General features: G+C 39.1%; 10 protein-coding genes and 1 tRNA gene. 9 read left to right on the plus strand and 2 right to left on the minus strand.

Annotated features, from left to right (window positions below):
* Positions 1–8 precede the first annotated feature (8 nt).
* From G521_RS0106765 to G521_RS0106775, 3 genes are all read left to right on the plus strand, one after another.
* Positions 9–2,348 (plus strand): GH92 family glycosyl hydrolase, encoded by a 2,340-nt coding sequence (locus G521_RS0106765; protein ID WP_036678284.1) that lies wholly within the window; start codon positions 9–11, stop codon positions 2,346–2,348.
* A gap of 210 nt (positions 2,349–2,558) precedes the next feature.
* On the plus strand, positions 2,559–8,276 hold the full coding sequence (locus G521_RS16680) for a HAMP domain-containing protein (protein WP_051189541.1): 5,718 nt from the start codon (positions 2,559–2,561) through the stop codon (positions 8,274–8,276).
* A gap of 21 nt (positions 8,277–8,297) precedes the next feature.
* On the plus strand, positions 8,298–9,497 hold the full coding sequence (locus tag G521_RS0106775; RefSeq protein ID WP_026897864.1) for a hybrid sensor histidine kinase/response regulator: 1,200 nt from the start codon (positions 8,298–8,300) through the stop codon (positions 9,495–9,497).
* Here the strand turns inward: G521_RS0106775 and G521_RS0106780 are convergent, their stop codons facing one another.
* A complete protein-coding gene (locus tag G521_RS0106780; protein WP_026897865.1) occupies positions 9,498–10,364 on the minus strand; it encodes an SDR family oxidoreductase in 867 nt (288 codons plus the stop codon).
* 165 nt (positions 10,365–10,529) lie between these two features.
* On the opposite strand from G521_RS0106780, the gene G521_RS17740 reads away from it, so the two are divergent.
* The 3 genes from G521_RS17740 to G521_RS0106795 all read left to right on the plus strand — a co-directional run bounded on the left by G521_RS17740 (position 10,530) and on the right by G521_RS0106795 (position 15,013).
* On the plus strand, positions 10,530–13,403 hold the full coding sequence (locus G521_RS17740) for a PAS domain S-box protein (RefSeq protein WP_051189543.1): 2,874 nt from the start codon (positions 10,530–10,532) through the stop codon (positions 13,401–13,403).
* 67 nt (positions 13,404–13,470) lie between these two features.
* Positions 13,471–14,004 (plus strand): hypothetical protein, encoded by a 534-nt coding sequence (locus G521_RS16690; RefSeq protein ID WP_051189545.1) that lies wholly within the window; start codon positions 13,471–13,473, stop codon positions 14,002–14,004.
* A gap of 55 nt (positions 14,005–14,059) precedes the next feature.
* Positions 14,060–15,013, plus strand: a complete 954-nt coding sequence (locus tag G521_RS0106795) for an acetyl-CoA carboxylase carboxyltransferase subunit alpha (protein WP_026897866.1) — start codon at positions 14,060–14,062, stop codon at positions 15,011–15,013.
* Positions 15,014–15,155: 142 nt separating this feature from the next.
* On the opposite strand, the gene G521_RS0106800 is transcribed toward G521_RS0106795, so the two are convergent.
* On the minus strand, positions 15,156–18,317 hold the full coding sequence (locus G521_RS0106800; protein WP_026897867.1) for a glycosyltransferase family 117 protein: 3,162 nt from the start codon (positions 18,315–18,317) through the stop codon (positions 15,156–15,158).
* Between the two features lie 213 nt (positions 18,318–18,530).
* On the opposite strand from G521_RS0106800, the gene G521_RS0106810 reads away from it, so the two are divergent.
* From G521_RS0106810 to G521_RS0106820, 3 genes are all read left to right on the plus strand, one after another.
* Positions 18,531–18,601, plus strand: a tRNA-Gln gene (locus tag G521_RS0106810).
* A gap of 65 nt (positions 18,602–18,666) precedes the next feature.
* Positions 18,667–19,611, plus strand: a complete 945-nt coding sequence (locus G521_RS0106815; RefSeq protein ID WP_026897868.1) for a ribose-phosphate pyrophosphokinase — start codon at positions 18,667–18,669, stop codon at positions 19,609–19,611.
* A gap of 79 nt (positions 19,612–19,690) precedes the next feature.
* Positions 19,691–20,266 (plus strand): 50S ribosomal protein L25/general stress protein Ctc, encoded by a 576-nt coding sequence (locus G521_RS0106820; RefSeq protein ID WP_026897869.1) that lies wholly within the window; start codon positions 19,691–19,693, stop codon positions 20,264–20,266.
* Positions 20,267–20,278: the final 12 nt, after the last annotated feature.

Here is a 20,278-nt window from a genome sequence, read left to right on the forward strand (position 1 = left end):
TTGTTGTTATGTATTTTTCAAAATCCAGATTTCTTCAGATTAGTCTAATCCTTATATTTTCGGCTGCGTCAGGTTCATTAAGCGCCCAGACAAAAAAATTGGATCTGCTTCAGTATGCAAATCCAATGATCGGTACAGAAAAAATGGGCCATACTTTTCCCGGCGCTACAGTTCCGTTTGGTTCCGTACAGTTAAGTCCTGATACGGATACAATTCCATATGCTGTAAATGGGAAGTACAATGGCGATGTTTACAAGTATTGTGCGGGCTATCAGTACAATGATCCGACAATTGTGGGTTTTAGCCATACGCACTTTAGCGGAACAGGTCATTCTGATTTGGGTGATTTCCTGATAATGCCTACTGTAGGTGCGCTGCAGTTAAACCCGGGAACCAAAGATCATCCCGAAACAGGGTATCGTTCGCGGTTTTTTCATTCTACAGAAAAGGCCGAGCCTAATTACTACAAAGTAAAACTGGAGGATGATAAGATTCTGGCCGAAATGACTACCACCACCCGGGTTGGATTACACCAGTATACATTTCCCAGATCAGATCAGTCGCATATTATTTTAGACATGATGCATGGCATTTACAATTATGATGATAAAAATGTATGGACCTTTATCCGTGTAGAAAACGATTCGCTGGTTACCGGTTACCGCCAAACCAATGGCTGGGCCAGAACCCGCACCGTGTATTTTGCCATGTCTTTTTCTAAACCGTTTAAATCTTACGGATCAAAGGAATATTCTAAATCCCAGCCATATAAAGGCTTCTGGCGAAAGTTTGATCAGAGTAAGAATTTCCCTGAACTGGCCGGCAGGCAGTTAAGAATGTATTTTGATTTCGATACAAAGGAAAATGAACAGGTAAAAATCAAATTCGCACTTTCTCCGGTAAGCACAGAAAATGCATTGGCAAACATGAAAGAGGAAATTCCCTCATGGGATTTCCAAAAAGTTAAAATGGAGGGTCAGAACCAATGGAATTCAGAATTTAACAAGGTTCAGGTAAAAACGGGTGATCCAAAAGATTTGGTTAATTTTTATACCGCCATGTACCATGCATTTCTCAGCCCGACTGAATACATGGATAAAAACAGGGAATATAAAGGACTGGATCAAAACAGACATGTAGCCAAAGATTTTACAAACTACACAACCTTTTCTTTATGGGATACCTACCGGGCGCTTCATCCATTATTCAATTTGATTCAGCCCTCCAGAAATAATGATATGGCCAAATCGATGCTGGCCCATTATGATCAGAGTACTCTGAAAATGCTGCCTGTATGGTCGCATTATGCCAATGATAACTGGTGTATGAGCGGCTATCATAGTGTTTCTGTACTGGCAGATGCGATTATAAAAGGAAATTTTACAGGAGATATAAACAAAGCTTTGGAGGCTTGTATAGCTACAGCTAATCATCGAAGCTACGAGGGAATTGGAGAGTATATTGATAAAGGATACATTCCCTCAGACAAAAACGGCACTTCGGTTTCATCTACTTTGGAATATGCTTATGATGATTGGAGTATTGCTCAGATAGCTAAAAAAATAAATAATTTACAGGTCTACAATGAGTTTTTAAAGCGATCTCAAAACTGGAAAAATGTGTACGATGCCTCTATAGGTTTTATGAGACCCAGGCTTAGTGACGGGAATTTCAGAAAAGACTTTGATGTGCTGAATACGGAAGGTCAGGGCTTTATTGAAGGGAATGCATGGAATTACAGCTTGTATGTTCCGCAGGATCCATCTGGTCTGATTGCTATGATGGGTGGGGATAAAAAATTTATTCCTCATCTGGATTCCTTATTTACCATGCATCTGCCCGATGAATTTTTTGCTCATACCGAAGATATAACCCGGGAAGGAATTATAGGAAATTATGTTCATGGCAATGAGCCTGCTCACCACGTAGCCTACCTTTATAACTGGACAAGCCAGCCCTGGAAAACTCAGGAAAGAGTTCGGATGATCCTTAAAAAGCAGTATAATAATGGTCCGGATGGTTTGGGCGGAAATGATGATTGCGGACAAATGAGTGCCTGGTATATTTTTAGTTCACTCGGGTTTTATCCGGTTGCCCCGGGATCTGATCAATATTCAATAGGTAGTCCATTGGTACAATCCGCTGTTCTTCATTTTGAAAATGGAAAAGTTTTAAAAATTACCGCGAAAAACCAGAGCGATAAAAATGTGTATGTGCAGAAAATTTTGCTGAATGGTAAGCCTTTAGATCGGTTATTTTTAACACATCAGGAGCTTACAAATGGCGGAGATTTAATTTACATGATGGGAAAGTTGCCCGGCAACAATATTTTCCATTCCAAAAAATAGTTGATGGGTGTAATAATTAACAAACTACTCAGTTGCAACGGCATGATTTTGGATACTGTCGGAAACTTCACTATCAACTAAATTGTTACAATAAGTAAACAATAATTTGTTAATTGGAATATATTGATTTCCTGCATTTAAAGTTTTTTGGAAAAGCTGCTTTTGTCAGGTTTAAATTATAGAACTGAATTTTTTAGATGACTCGAAACGATGAATTCAAAAGATAACAATGCCCCTGATGAAGATTCTCTGGATCTGAAAGAACTGCTTCGGGTTTTATCCCTTGTTAAAATTGGGAAGTTAAATGTAAGGATGCCCGTTACTCAGGCGGGTATAAGCGGAAAAATCTGCGAAGTGCTTAATGATATCATCGATATGAATGAGCGGGTAGTTTCAGAGATTTCTGCCGCAGAAAGAGTTATTGGTCATCAGGGAAATCTGTCCAAAAGAGTAGACATTCCGGAAGCCCGGGGCCAATGGTTATCTGGAATTAATTCATTAAACTGCTTAATTTCCAATCTTACTGTTCCCACCATAGAAATGGCTGGAATGATAAATTCTGTTGCTCGCGGTGATCTGTCAAAACAGATTCCTTTAGAGGTAAATGGCCAACCTTTAAGAGGCGAATTTTTAAGAATCGCCAAAGAATCCAATACGATGATTAGCCAGCTCAGGCTGTTCACCATGGAAGTAACCCGGGTTGCCCGCCAGGTGGGTTCTGAAGGTAAACTTGGTGAACAAGCCAGAATTAAGGGAGTTGCAGGGGTATGGGCAGAGCTGACAGATTCGGTAAACCAAATGGGAAGTAACTTAACTACCCAGATGAGAAATATTGCCGAAGTAACTACAGCTGTTGCTAAAGGGGATCTTTCCAGAAAGATTACCGTGGATGCAAAAGGAGAGATTCTGGAATTAAAAAATACGATTAACACGATGGTGGATCAGTTGAATTCATTTTCATCTGAGGTAACCCGTGTAGCACTCGAAGTAGGTACAGAAGGAAAACTTGGAGGCCAGGCTAAAGTAACCGGTGTGGCCGGAACCTGGAAAGATTTGACAGATTCTGTAAACCAGATGGCGGGTAATTTAACTGCCCAGGTCCGAAACATTGCCGAAGTTACTACCGCTGTAGCAAAGGGTGACCTTTCCCGGCATATAACTGTTGATGTAAAAGGGGAGATACTGGAACTGAAAAACACTATTAATACAATGGTGGATCAATTGAACGGTTTTGCTTCTGAAGTAACCCGGGTGGCTCTGGAAGTAGGTACCGAAGGAAAACTGGGCGGCCAGGCTAAAGTACCCGGTGTTGCCGGAACCTGGAAAGAATTAACAGATTCAGTAAATCAGATGGGAGGAAATTTAACTTCTCAGGTAAGAAATATTGCAGATGTTACCACCGCTGTTGCCAACGGAGATCTTTCCCGAAAAATTACGGTTGATGTTAAAGGCGAGATTCTTGAATTAAAGAACACGATCAACACGATGGTGGATCAGCTGAATTCCTTTGCCTCGGAAGTAACCCGGGTAGCCCTTGAAGTAGGTACAGAAGGTAAGCTCGGCGGTCAGGCTAAGGTGAGAGGTGTTGGCGGAACCTGGAAAGATTTAACAGATTCAGTAAATAAAATGGGTAGCAATCTGACTACCCAAATGAGAAATATAGCAGAAGTTACCACGGCGGTGGCCAAAGGAGATTTGTCAAGAAAGATTACTGTGGCGGCAAACGGGGAGATTTTGGAGCTGAAAAATACCATTAATACAATGGTAGACCAGTTAAACTCTTTTGGTAATGAGGTTACGCGGCTGGCCAGAGAAGTAGGTACGGAAGGTAAGCTCGGCGGACAGGCATATGTGCCGGGTGTTGCCGGAACCTGGAAAGATTTAACCGATTCGGTAAATCAGATGGCCGGTAATTTAACTGCCCAGGTTCGTAATATTGCGGCCGTAACTACAGCGGTTGCCAATGGAGACCTTTCCAAGAAAATCACGGTAACCGTAGAAGGCGAAATTTTTGAATTGAAAGAAACCATTAATACAATGGTGGAACAGCTGAACGCATTTGCTTCTGAAGTAACACGTGTAGCACTCGAAGTAGGAACTGAAGGGAAACTGGGCGGGCAGGCTAAAGTAAAAGGAGTTGGCGGTGTTTGGAAAGATCTAACCGATTCGGTAAATAAAATGGGTAGCAACCTGACTCTTCAGGTTCGGAATATTGCACAGGTAACCACGGCAGTAGCTAAAGGAGATTTATCTCGAAAAATTACCATTGAAGCCAGGGGCGAGATTCAGGAATTGAAAGATACCATTAACACAATGGTGGATCAGCTGAACGGTTTTGCTTCCGAAGTAACCCGGGTAGCTCTCGAAGTAGGTACCGAAGGAAAACTGGGTGGTCAGGCTAAAGTTCCCGGTGTTGCCGGAACCTGGAAAGAGCTTACAGATTCGGTAAACCAGATGGGTGGAAATTTAACTTCGCAAGTGAGAAATATCGCGGATGTAACCACCGCAGTGGCGTATGGGGATTTAAGTAAAAAAATTACGGTAGATGTAAAGGGAGAAATTCTCGAATTAAAAAACACTATCAATACGATGGTGGATCAGCTGAATGGTTTCGCCTCTGAGGTAACCCGTGTGGCAAGAGAAGTAGGAACCGAGGGTCGGTTAGGCGGTCAGGCGTTTGTGCCGGGTGTTGCCGGAACCTGGAAAGATTTAACAGATTCGGTAAATAACATGGCTTCGAATTTAACAAGTCAGGTACGTGGTATTGCCAAAGTAGTAACTTCTGTAGCAAATGGAAATCTGAAACAAACACTTTCCATTAATGCTCAGGGTGAAGTTTACCAGTTAACGGAAACAATTAATGGGATGATTGATACCCTGGCTGTTTTTGCTGAGCAGGTAACAACTGTAGCCCGTGAGGTGGGAGTAGAAGGAAAGCTGGGTGGCCAGGCCAATGTGCCGGGCGCATCCGGAACATGGCTTGATTTAACTAAAAACGTAAATCAGCTGGCAGAAAACTTAACCACACAGGTGAGGGCTATTGCCGAAGTTGCTTCGGCGGTTACTAAGGGAGATTTAACCCGAATGATTCGTGTGGATGCCCGTGGCGAGGTGGAAGCTCTGAAAGATACCATCAACCAAATGATCGCCAACCTGAAAGATACTACTACAGAAAACCGGGAACAGGATTGGCTGAAATCTAACCTGGCCAAGTTTGCCCAGATGCTGCAGGGACAGCGGGATAGAAATGCGGTTGCAAATAAAATTTTATCTGAGCTTGCAGAATTGGTAAACGCCCGTTATGGTGCATTTTATATATTGCAGCCGGCCGAAGAAAATAAGGAACCTAAGTTAAAGCTCTTTGCAGGTTATGCTCAAAAATCTCGCAAAACTATTAATAAAGAATTCTCGCTGAGTGAAGGACTGGTAGGACAATGTGCTACCGATAAGGAGCGGATTTTATTATCCAACGTTCCGGGCGAATATCTGAGAATTAATTCCGGAATTGGAAATGCGCCACCGCTTGATCTGGTAATTCTGCCGGTATTGTTCGAGAATAATATTAAAGCGGTTATAGAGCTAGCTTCTTTTCAGCATTTCAGTCATACACATCTCGATTTCCTCGATCAGTTGACAGAAAGTATCGGTATCGTGTTAAACAATATCGAAACCAATACCCGTACAGAAGAACTTTTATCTCAGTCGCAATCCCTTTCGGGAGATTTAAAATCCCAGCAGGAAGAATTAAGAAGGGCCAATGATGAGCTGCATGAAAAGGCTCAGTTATTAGAAAAGCAAAAAGAGGAAGTAGAGCAAATTAATAAAGAAGTAGAGGAGGCCCGTCGTTCACTGGAAGATAAGGCAGAACAGCTCACGCTGACTTCTAAATATAAGTCGGAGTTTTTGGCTAATATGTCGCATGAGTTACGCACGCCACTAAATAGTTTGCTGATTTTAGCTCAGCAACTTTTTGAAAATCACGACGGAAATTTATCAGAAAAGCAGATCAGGTATGCAAAAACAATCCATTCATGCGGTAATGATCTGATTCACCTGATTAACGATATTCTCGATCTTAGCAAGATTGAATCCGGAGTAATCACAATTGATATTACACCGGTAGATTTCAGGGAAATTGTTTCCTTTGTTGAAACAACGTTCCGCCCGATTTCTGAAACCAAAAACCTGAATTTCAAAATCGAAATTGATGAGAATCTTCCCGAAAAATTAGATACTGATGTACAGCGACTGGCTCAGATCTTAAAAAATCTCCTTTCAAATGCATTTAAATTCACCGAAAAAGGGGAAGTTAAACTGAGTATTCAGCGCACCTCGCTGAAAAATGTTAGTCCGGCCAGCGGAGATTCATTCATTGCATTTTCTATAGAAGATACAGGAATCGGTATTCCGGAGAAAAAACAATCGCTGATATTTGAAGCCTTTCAGCAGGCGGAAGGTTCTACTAGCCGAAAATACGGAGGCACAGGTCTGGGACTTTCAATCAGCAAAGGTTTTGCCGAATTATTAGGCGGCGCTATTATGGTAGAAAGTATTCCGGACAAGGGAAGTATTTTTACCTTATATCTCCCCCTCAAATATAATGAGGGTAAAAAACCATTACATATTTCACCTGCAAAAGAATTCGGAGACACTGCTACGTCCACAGCCATCAAATTGAAGGATTTTGATGAAATTCTGATAGAGGATGATAAACCTCAGATATCTTCCAAAGATAAAGTGGTTTTACTTATTGAAGATGATCTCAGGTTGAGAAGTATAATGAGAGAGAAGGCTCATGATGCAGGTTTAAAAGTGGTTATAGCCATCAGTTATCTCGAAATATTTGAGTGTATTCAGAATTTTAAGCCGATTGCCATTACGCTGGATGTAAATATGCCTGAATCAAATGGGTGGAATATTTTAAAACTTTTAAAAAGCAATTCTGCAGTTCGCCATATTCCCGTATATGTGATTTCCGGAGTAGATTATAAAGACGTTTCGTATAAATTGGGCGCAAAAAGTTTCCATATAAAACCGGTTTCTGCTCCCCTTATGGAAAATTTATTTGAAGAAATGATCGCTTTTAATAATCGCCAGCTTAAAAAAGTGCTGGTTATTAATCCGGTTCAGAAAGTAAATAGCGAATTGAAGGAACTTCTTAAATCAGAATTTATCAGCACTTCGTTTGCTTCAGATGTAAATGAGGGAATGGAATTAATAAAGACAGGAGAGTTCGATTGTATCGTAGCTGATTCGGAATTATCTGATGAGAAAAGCTTATTTAAGTTTTTAAAAGCCGAAAAATCAGAAATACCACTTATACTTTATACTGATAGTGTTGTTAATAAAACAGACCAGAAAAGTGTGAAGGGATTAAACATTAGTACACTTCTAAAGTCAGAAGAATTCAACGGGCATTTATTAAACGAAGTTCTTAGCCGTATTCATTTAAATATAAATACTTTGGAAGATGATAAAATGCGTTTGGTTGAAAAAGCTATTGGAACTGCAGATATACTTGATGGTAAGAAAGTTTTAATTGTGGATGATGATGTCCGGAACTTATTTGCTTTAACTGCTGCCTTTGAGAGATCAAAACTGGACGTTTTAACTGCCGAAAGCGGAAAGGAAGCACTTGAGATTTTAGATTCACAATCGGAGATCGATATTGTATTAATGGATATCATGATGCCTGAAATGGATGGTTATGAAACTATTCAACACATCCGTAAAGAGAAAAAAAATGATAACCTGCCAATTATCGCGGTAACAGCAAAAGCTATGATCGGCGACCGTAAAAAATGTCTGGCCTCTGGTGCTTCAGATTATATTACGAAGCCTGTTAAAACCGATCAATTGTTATCTCTGATGCGGGTTTGGCTTTATCAGCAAAATGAGATTCAGGAGTATGAAAAGAAGATTAAATAAAAGTATAGCAGAACAATCCTAATGGTAAAAATTCTACTGGTTGATGATAATGCGGATAGCCTGATGTCAATGGAAGTTATTCTTGAGAAAGAAGGCTATACATTCTTCAAGGCTCTTTCTGGCAAAGAAGCCCTGAAAATTCTTTTAAAAGAAGAGGATTTTTCGCTGATACTTTTGGATGTTCGTATGCCGGTGATGGATGGGTATGAAACCGCTGAATTGATTTATCAGCGTGATAAATTAAGACACATTCCTATTATTTTTATAACCGGTCAGGATTATGAGGATGCATCGGTATTTAAAGGATATAAAGCCGGAGCAGTAGATTATATCCGTAAACCGGTTAATCCGCAGATACTGCGCTCTAAAGTTGCTGTTTTTGCAGAATTGCATAAGAAGAACATGCTTTTAAAGCGGCAGGAAGAAAACCTGATCAGCATTAATGATGAACTTATCCGCTTAAATCAGGGACTTGAAAAAAGGGTTTCTGAAAGAACCCAGGAACTTGAAGAATTAAATAAGGAACTTAAAGACCTGAATCTGTCAAAAGATAAATTTTTGTCAGTTATTTCACACGATTTGCGGAATCCGCTTACGGCTTTACTTATTTCTTCAGATAAGTTAAGCCGCGATACCGAAAATCAAACTTTTGAAGATATTCAGCCTCTGGCAAAAATCATTCACAGAACCTCCAATAAAATTCTTCAGCAATTGAATGAATTGGTTGACTGGGCCAAAATGCAGCACGAAAAAACAAACTTTAATCCTGAGAAGCTTCATATGGTTAGGGCAATGGATCAGAGTTTGGAATTATTGAAAGCAAACGCACTTCAGAAAAACATTACACTTCGTAATAAAATTCCTTTTGACGTGTATGTAAATGCAGATATTTTAATGCTTCGGTCCATACTCCAGAATTTAGTTACCAATGCTATAAAATATACTCCTCAGGGAGGATTAATAACGGTAACTGCTCAGCGTTTAGATAAGATGATAGAAGTTTGCATCACCGATTCGGGTGTTGGAATGGAAGCAGAAATCCGTGAAAATTTATTTAGCAATTCTACTTCCCAATCAGTTTCGGGCACTAATAATGAAAAAGGATCAGGCCTTGGCTTAATCCTGGTGAAGGATTTTGTAACTCAGCACGGCGGTATTATCCGCGTAGAAAGCGAACCCGGTGAAGGCACCTGCATCATTTTTACAATTCCTGAATCGTAATTATTTGTTTAAGATGTTTTTTCGGATCATGGCCTGGAGATGATTTCCGCTTGTATCCAGGCCGGATTTTAAATACGTAAATTTTTCTGCGTTCTCAGAACTCAGGTATCTTAATGCAGGCTTTTTATCGGCAATGCAAGACGATATAAGTTCAGCAATCTGATCAGGAGTTTGAAAGGCTTTTGCTTTCATTTCATCAGTAAAGGAAGCCCGGTAATCCATATAGTCATTAACCAGCGGCTCGTATGCGCCTTTTTTAATTCCTCCGGATTTCTCCAGATTTTTAAAGATGTTATTTCCAAATTCGGTAATGATTCCGCCCGGCTCAATAATGGAAACATTAATTCCAAAATAAGGCTCCATATAGGTTGCGATGCTTTCAGAAAGGCCTTCAAGAGCAAATTTAGCGGCGCAATAAATTTCATTCATGGGCTGGCCCACCAATCCTCCCACCGAAGAAATATTTATAATATGACCCGCATGCTGTTTACGCATAAAAGGTAAAACCGCCTTCATACACCTGATTGGTCCGTAAAAATTAATATCCATCGTATTATGAATCTCCTCCATAGAGGTCTGTTCCATTGTTCCAATAAATCCGGCGCCGGCATTATTAATCAATACATCAATACGGTTTTCCTTGCTGATAATGGTATTTACGGCGGCTTCAACCTCTTCGTTTTTTTGAATATCAAGCTGTAAGATCTCGAGTGATACATTTTTTAGTCCGGCCAGATTTTCTAAATCTTCTTTTTTAGAAAGATCTCTCATGCTGGCATATACTTTATTTCCCTGAGCGGCCAGATGAACCGCGGTGTGTAATCCAACTCCTGAGGATGTACCGGTAATTAGAATGACTTTTGACATATTACTTTGATTTGGAATTCATGATCTTAACTTATCAATTTCATTCTTGTTTTGATCAGAAGACAATTTTTTTCTTGTGCAATTTAAATAATTCATAACAGTTCAAAATTCAGGCACTTAAATTGGTCTGGATTTTAACTCAATTTTTCACCATTAAAACATAGTATGAACGAAAAAGAAATTTATGGCCGTTTGAATTGGAGCTCCTCTATTTTAATAGCTTTAATAACCTTAACTGTACTTATTTTCTTGCTGGATATATTCTCATTGACTGTATTCAAAATTATAATTTCTGCACTTCTGGTTTTCGCTCTGGTACTTATTGTAACATTGAAAAAAACGATAAGTCACACGATATTTCAGGGAAAAATTCGTCTTAAGTCGGCCGAATATAAGTTTGAAAAAATCTATGAATCAACGATAATTGGTATTCTGATTTCTAATTTTGACGGAGTGGTAATAGATGCCAACGACACATTTTTGAATATGATCGGATATTCAAGAGAAGAATTGATCAAAGGTGAAATACGCTGGAGTGAGATAACTGCTCCGGAATTTATACCCCAATCTTTATCCGCTATTGAAGATCTTAAGTCTTCAGGACAATGTGCTCCGTTTGAGAAACAATATATCCGGAAAGATGGAACACGGGTTTGGGTTCTGATAGGATCTTCAGCTCTTCAGGATCATAACAGGGCGCAGGCTGTAACATATATAATTGATATCACCAATCGCAAAGAAGCTTTCCAGAAAACCGATCTTCTCCAAAAAATTATAGATAAACAACAGGAAGAATTCAAATCTGTATTTATGAATGCGCCTGCATTTATCACGGTTAGACGCGGTCCTGAGCTGAGATATGATTTTGTAAACCGGGCAGTAACCGAATTCTCGAAAAGAAACGATCATTACGGCAAAACTCCCGAAGAAATGTATCCGGGCCTTATTGATCCAAAAGATGCAAAAATTGGCCGCGAGGTTTTTGAAACAGGTAAGCCTCAAAAGGGAAGCAGACACAAACTTAATTTTACCGAACCCAACGGACATCAGAAGGAAATTTATCTTGATTTTAATATTACACCCGTTTATGATCAGCAAGGAGATATTGACGGTATTGCTGCTTTTGGATTTGAAGTTACCGACCTCGTTCTGGCTAACAAAGAGATGGAAATCAGCAAAAACAGAATGGAGTTTATTGCCGATTCAATGCCTCATAAAGTTTGGGTTGCTGATGAAAAAGGCAATGTGAATTACCTGAATAAAGCCTGGATGAGCTACGCCAACATTTCTCTGGATGATGTTAATTCATGGAAATGGGATTCTTTAATCCATCCGGATGAACGGGATGAGTACAATAGAAAGTTGCTCCATTCATTTACAAATCAAACAGAATTTAGTATGGAAACACGTTTGATGGATGCCGGCGGCGAATATCGATGGCATGTTTCGAATGCTATTTGCCTGAAAGATAATTCAGATGAGGTGGTGATGTGGGTTGGAACCAATACCGATATCAATGATCAGAAAATGGAGGTGGATCAGTTAAAGCATGCTGAAAAGTATTTCAAAATACTTGCAGATGAAACTCCTTTTATGGTATGGAAGGCTGATGTGGATGGTAAATGTGTGTATGTAAACAAAAAGTGGATTGAGTTTACAGGAATATCTTTCAACGATAGTTTAGGCTTTGGATTTTATTCAGCAATAATTATGGATGACTCTGAAGAAAGAAAATTCAAATGGTTGGAAAGTGTAAAACGCCGTATTATTTATCATAATAAGCTTCAGTTAATTGATGCTGAAGGTAAGATTCATTGGGTTTTTGCTCAGGCTAACCCCCTTTATATTAACTCCCGTTTCGAAGGTTATGTTGGAAGTATGGTTGATATAACGGAGCAGGAACTGGCCAGCCAGGCTATCAAAGATCTTTCAGAGAAAAAAGATGAATTTCTAAGTATCGCAAGCCATGAATTGAAAACCCCCCTTACAAGTATTAAAGCGTCCATACAGCTTATAGAAAAAATGGTGGATGATGATCATAGCGCTCATAAATTTGCTTTGAAAGCATCAGATCATCTATTGCGTTTAGAAAGACTTATTTCTGACCTTCTGGACGTCTCTAAAATTAATGCCGGTAAATTGGTATACAACGAAACTGAATTTGATTTTATGGAGATGCTTGCTGATAGTGTCAGAAGCATGCAACTTACTTCACATTCACATCAGTTGATTATAGCGCAAACGGAACCGGTATTATTTAAAGGCGACCGATTCAGAATAGAGCAGGTGATTTTCAATTTTCTTTCCAATGCAATCAAATATTCTCCTGATGCAGATAAGGTAATAATCAAGCTTGAAATTATAGATGATAATATTGTAGTTTCTGTGCAGGATTTTGGTATTGGCATTGAACCGGAGAATCTTTCAAAAACGTTTGACCGATATTATCGTGTGGATAATACTTCCATGCGTTTTCAGGGATTAGGTCTGGGTTTATTTATTTCAAATGAAATTCTTAAAAGACATCAGGGCAGTTTATGGATAGAAAGTGAACCCGGAGTTGGTTCGGTATTTTATTTCTCTTTGCCACTTTGTATTCAAAAAACGGAATGTAAACCTGATACAGATAACCAAACTTTTTATTCTGATTCAAAACTTGATATTAAATATATACCTGATAAACAGTGGTTATATGCAGAATGGAAAGGGTTCCAAAACTTCGAGACTGTTAAAAAGGGTTGCCTGGTGATGCTGGATCTTCTGAAAAAAAATAACTGCAGCAAAGTTTTAAACGATAATTCCAAAGTAATTGGTAGCTGGTCTGAGGCTGCCGACTGGGGAGGCGAAATCTGGTTTCCGCAAATGGAAGAAGCCGGATTGAGAAATTTTGCCTGGATATACTCTGGAAGTACGTTCAGCAGGTTATCTGCCAATAAATTAGTAAAACATAAAGAAAGTGAAATTAAAGCTGAATTTTTTATTAATAAAGCCTGTGCAGAAAGCTGGCTTGCAAATAATAGCGGAGAAACGATCAATTGATTTTATGAAAACAGAACCGCTCTAAAATTTTAAGTTGTGATTTTCGTTCCGAAATAAACATATGTATATGAACAGAACATTCAAAATATTTCTAATTGCTGTTGCATTTACCGGCAAAGCTTTTTCTCAGCACAATCAAACCGTAGATAAAACTTCGCAGGAGGTAACTGATGAACCGGAAAAATCTCCCATAAAGTCCTTATCTCTCTCTGAATATAATGCTTACAAACATGGTAAGGGAATGGGTTTGGCAAAGCCGGCAGAATTAAACAGTTATCCGGGACCGATGCATGTTTTGGATTTGGAAAAAGAGCTTAAACTTTCAGCTTTGCAGAAAACTCATCTAACGGCTGCGATAGAAGCCATGAAATTTAAAGCACTGGAAATGGCAGGATTTATACTTGCTGAAGAAAAAAAGATTAATGAATTATTTGCTTCGGGCAAGGCAAATGAAGGTTCTATTATCTACTATACAAACAAAATAGGGCTTTATCAGGCCGAATTGAGAAATGCTCATCTGCAGGCACATCTTAAGGCCAGACGGATTCTAAGTCCTGATCAAATCAAAAAATATAACCGGATTAGAGGTTATTCAAATTAAGCTTGCTTTTGGATTGGTAAAAATGCCTATTTTAGCGGGCTCATTATGTGGATAAATGCATACAACATTTGATTTTGAAAAGCCAATAGCCGATCTGCAAAGCCAGATTGATAAGATCACCCAAGTTTCTGATAAAACCAAGGTAGATATGACGGCTACACTTGCAGAGCTTGAATCAAGGCTGGAAGAAACACGGAAAACCATATATTCTAACCTTACAGGCTGGGAGGAAGTACAACTTTCCCGTCATCCTGATCGTCCGCAAACGTTGGATTACATTTCCTATATATGCGATGATTTTATAGAAATGCATGGTGACCGCACCGTAAAAGATGATAAAGCCATTATTGGTGGATTTGCAACCATTGCCGGTCAAACCGTAATGATTATCGGCCATCAAAAAGGGAAAAATACAAAGGAACGCCAGTATCGCAATTTTGGAATGGCAAATCCGGAGGGCTACCGAAAAGCCCTGCGGTTGATGAGACTTGCTGAAAAATTCAACAAGCCGGTTATTTCATTCATTGATACAATGGGTGCTTATCCAGGTTTGGAAGCAGAAGAACGCGGACAAGGCGAGGCTATTGCCCGCAACCTTTTAGAAATGTCAGTATTAAAAGTACCGATCCTTTGTATGATTATTGGCGAGGGTGCTTCGGGTGGCGCTTTGGGAATTGGGATTGGCGATAAAGTATATATGCTTCAGCATACCTGGTATTCTGTAATTTCACCGGAATCATGTTCTTCTATCTTATGGCGAAGCTGGGATTTTAAACAAAGGGCAGCCGAATGTTTGAAACTTACTTCTAAGAACATGCTGGAAAATAAATTGATTGATGGTATAATCGAAGAGCCGCAGGGCGGAGCGCATCACAATCCGCAAATGATGGCCAATACTATTAAAGAACAGATTTTAAAAGATCTGGCCATTTTAAAAAGCAAAAGCATTGATCAGATCATTACAGAACGTATTGATAAGTTTTGCGCAATGGGAGTTGTGGTAGAATAGCTGATATTTCCTTACAATATCAAAAGGATTTAAGTCTAAATACTATCAAACCTGATATTTAATAATATATAAAAGGCCTGCTTCTGTAAGATAGCAGGCCTTATTGTTACAAGTTAATTTAATAGTTTTAAAGCTCTGATGTTTATTCCATCTGTCTGCCGCCAATAAATTTAGACTCCAGTGCTTTAAATTTACTTTGCAATTTTGCATTTAAAGCAGTCTGTCCGTTTTGTTCAGTAATTTTTACAAGCTCATTCATGATAGACATTCCAAGTTGAATATCCTGTTTTCCAAGATTTTCTTTAGTTTGAGAAATGGCATACATATAATTCAATTGATCCTCAATATAATCTGCGGTGCTTTCCGTAATCTGATTTCCTTTCTGAATATCTTTAAGTTTATAAAACAAATCGGCCATATAAAATTTGCGGATTGTAAAATTCAGAGAGAAGTTTTTGTTAGGAACAACTTCAAGACATTTGTCAAGAACTTTTTTGGCCTCCGCTGTACGACCTTGTTTGTATAAAGATTCTGCCAGGATATTGAAATTGTTTACGATCACCGCAATCATTCTTACAGACTCCGGATCCAGGTAAGCTGCATTTTTCATGTTTCCCCATTTGAATTTATTCATCATGTGGTCATACATTGCATCGGTATTGGTCAGTTCCTGACGTTGCTGAGTGCTGTCGGGAGCAGGTTGTTGCAAAGGAAGCAAGCGGTAAGCAAATCCCTCATTATACAGGTAATTATCTAATCCGATATAGTTATCAGAAGGAACAGTAATCGCAAAATAAACCGGACGCTTCCAGTTGTTATGAGCCAGGATATCAAAAATAGCCAGTTCGGTTTTTGTAACGTAATTCTTGTTGTAATTCCATTCCATCATCGGGGTTATTTGACTCTTCTGAGTTTCATTTACAGTATTTGTTGAAAGAACTACATTGGGATCTACAGTTAATTTGAAGCTTTTAGTCGGAAGGAAGTTTTCTTTTGATCCATCCTGATACGTTGCTTTGTCTGCATCATCTTCTGAAGTAAGAACATCAAACAGAGTTTTCAATTCTACTGCACCCTGAACCTGATAATCCTGGTAGCCCAGAACATCCCTTACACCTTGTACAAATTTTTCATCGGGCATAGAGATTGGAAGTGCATCTGCCTGATTAACTTTCTTTTTCATCTGGCGGATATACCAGTCTGTTCCCAGTAAACTTAAATTCACTACACGCACATCTGGTCTGATATTTTCGACTTCCTGGGCATACCACAGCGGATAAGTATCATTATCTCCGTAGGTGAATAGAATAGCGTTAGGTGCACAAGACTCCAGATAATTGCTTGCCAGATCGCGGGCTGTGTATTTTTCAGAACGATTATGATCATCCCAGCCATCTTTCGCCATCAGCACGGGCGCTGCTAATAAACCTAAAACTGTTGCGGTAATGGCAGCTGTTTTAGAATTGATTTTTTTACGAAGCAAATCGGCAATTCCCGCAACCCCCAAACCAATCCAGATCGCAAAAGCATAAAAAGATCCCGTATAGGCATAATCTCTTTCACGTGGTTGTAATGGGTTTTGATTCAGATAAAGAACAATGGCTAAACCGGTGAAGAAAAATAATAAACCCACTATTCCCGCATCTTTTTGATTTCGCTTAAAATGCCAGAAAGCACCAATAATTCCCAGAATAAAAGGCAGGAAATAAAAACGGTTAAATGCTTTATTCTCGAGCTGACTCTGAGGTAGATCATTTTGGCCGCCTAAAAGCATATTGTCTATAAAAGTGATTCCGCTAAGCCAGTTTCCATGTGTAAAATCTCCATGGCCCTGTTCATCATTTTGCCTGCCTATAAAATTCCATGCAAAATAACGGGTGTACATAAAACTGGTTTGATAGCTTATCAAAAATCCAATGTTATCCATAAAGGTAGGAGACTGAGTTTCGGTCATACCCATCCAGTCTCGATAATAACCTACATGCTGTCCGTCATCGCTGTACATTCTCGGCAGTAAGGTGTCCCGGTCATAAACACGCTCGAACTTACGACCTGCCTGCACATATTTATCTTTTCCTTTGCGATAAATCACATCACCTTGCTTGTTGTCTATTGGCTTTGAATCAAAATACTGGCCATATAATAATGGACGATCGCCATATTGTTCACGGTTTACATAGCTCAGTAAAGCAAATGCATTGTCCGGATCGCTGTTGTTTAATGTTGGATCTGCTTTAGCCCGGATTACGATCATGGCATAGGATCCATATCCTAAAATAATAAAAACGATTGAGATGAGAGCCAGGTTTAAAATCCGGCGTTTTTGACGGATTTTAATCAGATATTCAAGACCGGCTAATAAAATTGCAGAAACTATCATTCCGCCAATTCCACCGCCAATGGTCATAAGGGCTACAAAAGAAGCTACAGCTGCAATTAAATAAGTGCGTTTTGGATTAATAGTATATAATATACCGGATGTAAGTGCAATAATCAGAAGTATGGCAAAGAAAGTAACTCCAGATCCGAACCCTAAGCCCAAGGTGTTCACGAAGAACAGATCAGAATAAGCGGCAAATTTAACCAGATACTGAACAATTCCGTACTGGATAAAAGCCAGAATAACAATACCTACAAAAAGCGCCAGAATTGTTCCGCCGGAAGTTCGTGTTTTAGCTCTTCGGAAATAATAAACCAGAGCAATAGCGGGAATCGCCAATAAATTTAACAAATGGACACCTATAGATAAGCCCATAACGTAGGCAATGAAAATTAACCATCTGTCTGCAAAGGGTTCGTCAGCATGAGCATCCCATTTTAAAATTGCCCAGAAGACAATTGCTGTACATAATGAGGAAAGGGCGTAAACCTCAGCCTCTACCGCCGAAAACCAAAATGAATCTGAAAATGTATAAGCCAATGCGCCAACCAACCCGGAACCCATGATAATAACTAATTGGGAAGTTGACACCTTTTCTACAGGTTTTACCAATACTTTTTTTGCTAAAGCAGTAATGGTCCAGAATAAAAACAGAATGGTTGCGGCACTTGCAAGTGCTGAACTCATATTTACCCAATAAGCTACCCTACTTAAGTCGTCTCCGGCTATCAATGAAAATATTCTGCCAATCATTAAGAAAAGGGGAGCACCCGGCTGGTGCACAACCTGTAATTTAAAAGCGGCAGAAATAAACTCTCCGCAATCCCAAAAGCTTGCGGTAGGTTCCAATGTTAAGGTGTAAACAATCGCGGCTACAACAAATGTTGTCCAACCTAAAATGTTATTTATTTTCTGGTAATTCATTGTTTGGGGTTGTCTTTTAAGAAAAATTTGCTGCCGAAAATAGTGAATACAATTGATAAATTGGAAATCTTGCTTTTCATTTAACACAATTTAACCGCTCTGTCAGGCAGTTAAAGAAATTTTAAAAAAAAATAAAATTGATTTGCAGGATATACTATATCCCGCTATATTTGCATTCCATTTCAAAAGGACGTTAGCCCTTAGATTTAGAATTGCCCGATAGTATAAAGGTAGTACAACTGTTTTTGGTGCAGTTTGTCTAGGTTCGAATCCTGGTCGGGCAACAATAAGGATTTCGGATTGAGCATTTCAATCCGAATTTTTTTTAATCCTATTACTCCCGAGCGCCATGCCCTTGTCTTTCAATCCCGTAAAATTATTTGCCGGTTCCGGAACTACAGTACTCGCAGAAAATATTGCCAGAGCTTATGGTAAAGATCTTGGAGATATAACTATTTCCAGATTTAGTGATGGGGAATTTCAGCCGCATTTTAATGAAACTGTTAGGGGATGTGATATTTTTTTAATTCAATCTACCAATCAGCCTAATGATAATCTGGTTGAACTTTTATTAATGACGGATGCAGCAAAGCGTGCTTCTGCTCATTACATTACGGTAGTTATTCCTTATTTCGGTTTAGCCCGTCAGGATCGGAAAGATAAACCCAGGGTTGCTATCGGAGCTAAATTAATGGCTAATCTGATCACCGCTTCAGGTGCACACCGTATTATGACTATGGATTTGCATGCTGCTCAGATTCAGGGATTTTTTGATATTCCTGTTGATCATCTGGATGCATCAGTAATTTTTGTGCCGCATATTAAGGCATTGAATTTACCAAATCTTACCATTGCTTCACCAGATATGGGCGGATCTTACAGAGCTCGTACATTTGCAAAGTTTTTTAATGCAGAGGTTGTTATTTGTGATAAACGCCGTAAACGTGCTAATGAAATTGAGTCAATGTCCATCATCGGTGATGTAACCGGTCAGGATATTGTATTGATTGATGATATTTGCGATACAGCAGGAACTTTAGCGAAAGCAGCGGGCTTAATAATGGAGAATGGTGCTAACAGCGTGAGAGCGGTTTGTACACATCCTGTTTTATCCGGAAAGGCAATTGAAACAATTGAAAACTCGGCTTTAGCTGAATTAATAGTTACCGATACCATTCCTTTGAAGCAACAGAGTCCTAAAATAAAAGTATTGTCAACAGCAGATTTGTTTGCAAGAGCAATTGCGAATGTAAACGAACACGGCTCTATAAGCGAGCTGTTCAGAGTTGATTAAACAGGAAAAAAGTTAAAAGAATCAGGAATATAAATTCTGATTTTTAAAAAGAGAATACAAACAATTAAATAAATAAATAATGAAATCAATTGCAATTAGCGGTTCTCCAAGAGAGAACGTAGGGAAAAGAGACGCTAAGGAATTGCGTTACCAGGGATTGGTACCAGCAGTTCTTTACGGTGGTAAAAATCAAATCCACTTTGCCGTTTCAGCATCTGATTTGAAAGGTTTGGTTTACACACCAGATGTTCAATTCGTTGATCTTGATGTAGCGGGTGTTAAAACTCAGGCTATCATTCAGGATGTGCATTTTCATCCATTAACTGATCTTCCTCTACATGTTGACTTTTTAGAGTTAAACGATGAGAAACCAGTTGTTATGGAAATTCCGGTAAAATTAACCGGTGTATCTCCGGGTGTAAAAATTGGTGGTAAATTAGTTCAGAAGTTACGTAAGCTGCGTGTTAAATCTTTGCCAAAAGATATGCCTCAGAGTGTTGAAGTTAACATCGGCAAACTTGATGTTGGTAAATCAGTAGGTGTTAATGAATTGAAATTTGATAATTTCAAAATTATGAACAACCCTGATGATACAATCGTTTCTGTAACAATGTCTCGTGCATTGAAGCAAGCTGAAAACGAAGGCAAAAAATAATTTGTTGATTGC

The organism is Daejeonella oryzae DSM 19973, from assembly GCF_000422945.1.
In the GTDB taxonomy this organism is placed as follows: Bacteria; Bacteroidota; Bacteroidia; order Sphingobacteriales; family Sphingobacteriaceae; genus Daejeonella; species Daejeonella oryzae.